We start from the raw sequence: 3,926 nt of genomic DNA on the forward strand, positions 1-3,926 counted from the left end.
GGTGCGGACAGCACCGAGCAGCTGTGGATCCTGGACATCTACTCGTTCCTGCTTGGCCGCGGCGGAGAACGCGCTGGTCCAGCTCAACTGCGAGACCGACTTCGTCGCCAAGAACGAGCAGTTCCAGCAGCTGGCCGCCGACATCGTCGCGCACGCCGCCGCGAGCAAGGTCGGCGACATCGAGGGCCTGCTCGGCGAGAAGCTGGCCGACGGCAAGAGCGTCGCCGAGAACATCGAGGCGCTGGCCGCGGTGATCGGCGAGAAGCTCGAGCTCGGCAAGGTGGCCGTGTTCGACGGCCAGGTGACGGCGTACATGCACAAGCGCGCCGCGGACCTGCCGGCTCAGGTCGGCGTCCTGGTCGAGTTCGAGGGCGACAACGTCGAGGCCGCCCGTGGCGCCGCCATGCAGGCCGCCGCGATGCGCCCGCTGTACACCACCCGCGACGAGGTCCCGGCCGAGACGGTCGAGAACGAGAAGCGGATCGCCGAGGCGACCGCCCGCGAGGAGGGCAAGCCGGAGCAGGCGCTGCCGAAGATCGTCGAGGGCCGGGTGAACGGCTTCTTCAAGGAGGTCGTGCTGCTCGAGCAGCCGTCGGTCCAGGAGAGCAAGAAGACCGTGAAGGCCGTGCTCGACGAGGCCGGCGTGACCGTGAAGCGGTTCGCCCGCTTCGAGGTCGGCGCCTGAGGCCCTGGCCGACTGAGGACAGCACGAAGCAACGATCGAGGAGGCCGGAATCGTGACGGAAGCCCTGGGTACCGAGACGAGACCGGCCTCTTCGCCGTTCGATCCGGCCTACCACCGGGTGCTGCTCAAGCTGTCGGGTGAGGTGTTCGGCGGCGGCAAGCTCGGCGTCGACCCCGACGTGGTGAACTCGATCGCCAAGCAGGTCGCCGAGGTGGCCCGGGCCGGCGTCCAGGTCGCCGTGGTGGTCGGCGGCGGCAACTTCTTCCGCGGCGCCGAGCTCCAGCAGCGTGGCATGGAGCGGAACCGGGCCGACTACATGGGCATGCTCGGCACCGTGATGAACTGCCTGGCCCTGCAGGACTTCCTGGAGAAGCTCGGGATCGAGACCCGGGTGCAGACCGCGATCACGATGGGCCAGGTCGCCGAGCCGTACATCCCGCGCAAGGCCGAGCGGCACCTGGAGAAGGGCCGCGTGGTGATTTTCGGCGCCGGCTCCGGGATGCCGTACTTCTCCACCGACACGGTCGCCGCGCAGCGCGCGCTGGAGATCGGCGCCGAGGCGCTGCTGATGGGCAAGCAGGGTGTGGACGGTGTCTACGACTCCGACCCGAAGAAGAACCCGGACGCGGTCAAGTTCGACCAGCTGTCGTACGACGACTTCCTGGCCCGCGGGCTGCGGGTGGCCGACGCCACCGCGATCAGCCTGGCCCGGGACAACGCGCTGCCGATCGTCATCTTCGGCCTCGAGGAGGGCAACATCGCCCGGGTCGTGCGCGGCGAGAAGATCGGCACCGTCGTCTCGCTCGGCCAGTAGCGCACGTACGGCGTACGCCGTACGCCAGCCCGGGATCGGCGCGGCGGGGGACAAGCACTAGGATCGATCGACACACGGGCATGACGTCCGTTATCTGGTAGACCTGCGTTCGTAGGGTTGAGGTGGCCGCGCCGAGGCGGCCCTGAGGAAGCGAGGAATGTCGTGATCGACGAAGCTCTCCGCGAAGCCGAGCAGAAGATGGCGAAGGCCGTGGAGGTCGCGAAGGACGACTTCGCCGCGATCCGCACCGGCCGGGCGCACCCGCAGATGTTCGCCAGCCTCCTGGCCGACTACTACGGCACGCCGACGCCGCTGCAGCAGCTGGCCGGCTTCCAGGTGCCGGAGCCGCGCACCGTGCTCATCTCGCCGTACGACAAGGGCGCGATGAACGCGATCGAGAAGGCGATCCGTGACTCCGACCTGGGCGTGAACCCGGGCAACGACGGCGCGGTGATCCGGGTCGTGATGCCGCAGCTGACCGAGGAGCGGCGCAAGGAGTACATCAAGGTCGCCAAGACCAAGGCCGAGGAGGCCCGGGTCTCGGTGCGCAACATCCGCCGGCACGCCATGGACCAGGTGCACAAGACCGTCAAGGACGGCGAGGCGGGCGAGGACGAGGGCAAGAGTGCTGAGAAGCGGCTCGACGGGTTGACGAAGAAGTACGTCGACTCGATCGACGAGCTGCTCAAGCACAAGGAAGCCGAACTGCTCGAGGTGTGATGGGCGTCGAGAGCACGCCCGCGCCGAGTCCCAGCCCGAGCCGCGCCGGGCGGAACCTGCCCGCGGCGATCGGGGTCGGAGTCGGGCTCGGCGCGCTGATCCTCGGATCGCTGTTCTGGCAGAAGGTCCTGTTCACCTTCCTGGTGCTGGCCACCGTGCTGGTGGCCGTCGACGAGATGATCAAGGCCCTGCGCACCGGTGGGGCGGTCATCCCGCGGATCCCGCTGTTCGTGGGGACGACGGCGATGCTGCTGGCGGCGTACTTCGGTGGGCCGATGGCGCTCCTGGTCGCGCTGGCAATCACCGTGCTGGCCACGATCTTCTGGCGGATGCCGGGCGGTTCGGTCGGGTTCGTCCGCGACGCGAGCGCCGGCGTGTTCCTGATCGGCTACGTCCCGTTGCTGGCCGGCTTCGCGATCCTGCTGGTCCAGCCGGAGGCGGACGGGCCGATGCGGGTGCTGACCTTCTTCCTGGTCGTGGTTGCGAGCGATGTCGGCGGTTACGCGGCCGGCGTGCTGTTCGGTAGGCACCCGATGGCGCCGGCGATCAGCCCGAAGAAGTCCTGGGAGGGTTTCGCCGGCTCGACGCTCGCCTGTATCGGCGCCGGCATCGGGTCGGTCGTCTGGCTGCTCGACGGGGACTGGTGGGCCGGCGCGATCGTCGGCGCGGTGGCCGTCTGCACAGCGACCGTCGGCGATCTCGGTGAGTCGATGATCAAGCGGGACCTCGGTATCAAGGACATGTCCAACCTGCTGCCCGGTCACGGCGGCGTGATGGACCGGCTGGACTCCTTGCTGGCAACGGCTCCGGCCGTCTGGCTGCTGCTGCATGTGCTGGTGAAGGCATGACGATCGCACCGGACGGACGGCCGCTGACCGGCAACGTCGTACGGCTGGACCGGCTTGTTGCCTCCGACATCGAGCCGTTGTACGACGCGATCGCGCACGAGCAGGTGTACGCGTCCGGCTTCGGTGGCGGGATCGCCGGGCTGCCTGCCGATGCGGCCGAGATGGCGGAGCAGTGGGTGCAGTCGTCGGCTCAGCGGGTCGCGTACGTCGTCCGGACGGTTGCCGACGGCACAGTCGTCGGTACGACGAGCCTCGGCGACGTCGACCTGGCGAACGAGTCGGTGCACCTCGGCTGGACAGGGTACGCGCCGGCGGTGTGGGGGACCAAGGTCAACCCGGAGTGCAAGCTCCTGCTGCTGCAGCACGCGTTCGAGGACTGCGGTTTCGGCCGGGTGAAGATCCAGACCGGTACGGCGAACACCCGGTCGCAAGCGGCGATCGCCAAGCTCGGCGCGACGCGGGAGGGCGTACTGCGCCGGCACAAACGGCTCGCGGACGGGTCGTTCCGCGACACCGTGGTGTTCTCGATCCTGGTCGACGAGTGGCCGGAGGTCCGCAAACGGTTGGAGGACCGGCTCAGCTGACGGTGCTGCGCGTCCCGGCCAGCTCGGCGAGGGCGTCGTACGTGCGCAGCAGGGCCGACCGGTCGTAGGTGCTCGTCGTCAGCAGCACCTCGTCCGCGGCCGTACGGCGGACAAGCCCGCCCAGCGCGGAGTCGACCTCGTCCGGGGTGCCGTAGATCTGGCCGCGCAGCGACTGCTCGAAGAACCCGCGTTCCTTCTCGGTCATGTCGCGCTCGCGCACGGGCTCCAGCGGAGGAAACACCCCGCGCGTGCGGGAGTAGGCACTGGACCACGCC

5 protein-coding genes and 1 pseudogene are annotated in these 3,926 nt (G+C 69.2%); 5 read left to right on the plus strand and 1 reads right to left on the minus strand.

The window, feature by feature from the left end:
- The 5 genes from tsf to ACWCOV_RS41610 all read left to right on the plus strand — a co-directional run.
- Positions 1-685 (plus strand): translation elongation factor Ts (gene tsf / locus ACWCOV_RS41590; RefSeq protein ID WP_449834894.1); only part of this gene is annotated, 685 nt, incomplete at its 5' end.
- A 52-nt stretch (positions 686-737) separates the two neighbouring features.
- Positions 738-1,499, plus strand: coding sequence for a UMP kinase (gene pyrH / locus ACWCOV_RS41595; RefSeq protein WP_360526336.1), 762 nt, complete (start codon positions 738-740; stop codon positions 1,497-1,499).
- 165 nt (positions 1,500-1,664) lie between these two features.
- Positions 1,665-2,219, plus strand: coding sequence for a ribosome recycling factor (frr, locus tag ACWCOV_RS41600; RefSeq protein ID WP_449834897.1), 555 nt, complete (start codon positions 1,665-1,667; stop codon positions 2,217-2,219).
- Complete coding sequence (locus tag ACWCOV_RS41605) at positions 2,219-3,067, plus strand: phosphatidate cytidylyltransferase (RefSeq protein ID WP_449834895.1); 849 nt, start codon at positions 2,219-2,221, stop codon at positions 3,065-3,067. Before frr ends, ACWCOV_RS41605 begins: the two co-directional genes overlap by 1 nt.
- Entirely contained in the window at positions 3,064-3,651 is a 588-nt protein-coding gene (locus tag ACWCOV_RS41610) for a GNAT family N-acetyltransferase (RefSeq protein WP_449834896.1), read from the plus strand. The genes ACWCOV_RS41605 and ACWCOV_RS41610 overlap by 4 nt, the downstream gene beginning before the upstream one ends.
- Here ACWCOV_RS41610 and ACWCOV_RS41615 read toward each other — a convergent pair.
- A pseudogene (locus ACWCOV_RS41615) lies at positions 3,644-3,926 on the minus strand (LLM class flavin-dependent oxidoreductase); the annotation flags it as partial. The gene ACWCOV_RS41610 and the pseudogene ACWCOV_RS41615 overlap by 8 nt on opposite strands.

The sequence above is a fragment of the Kribbella sp. NPDC002412 genome (assembly GCF_053592935.1).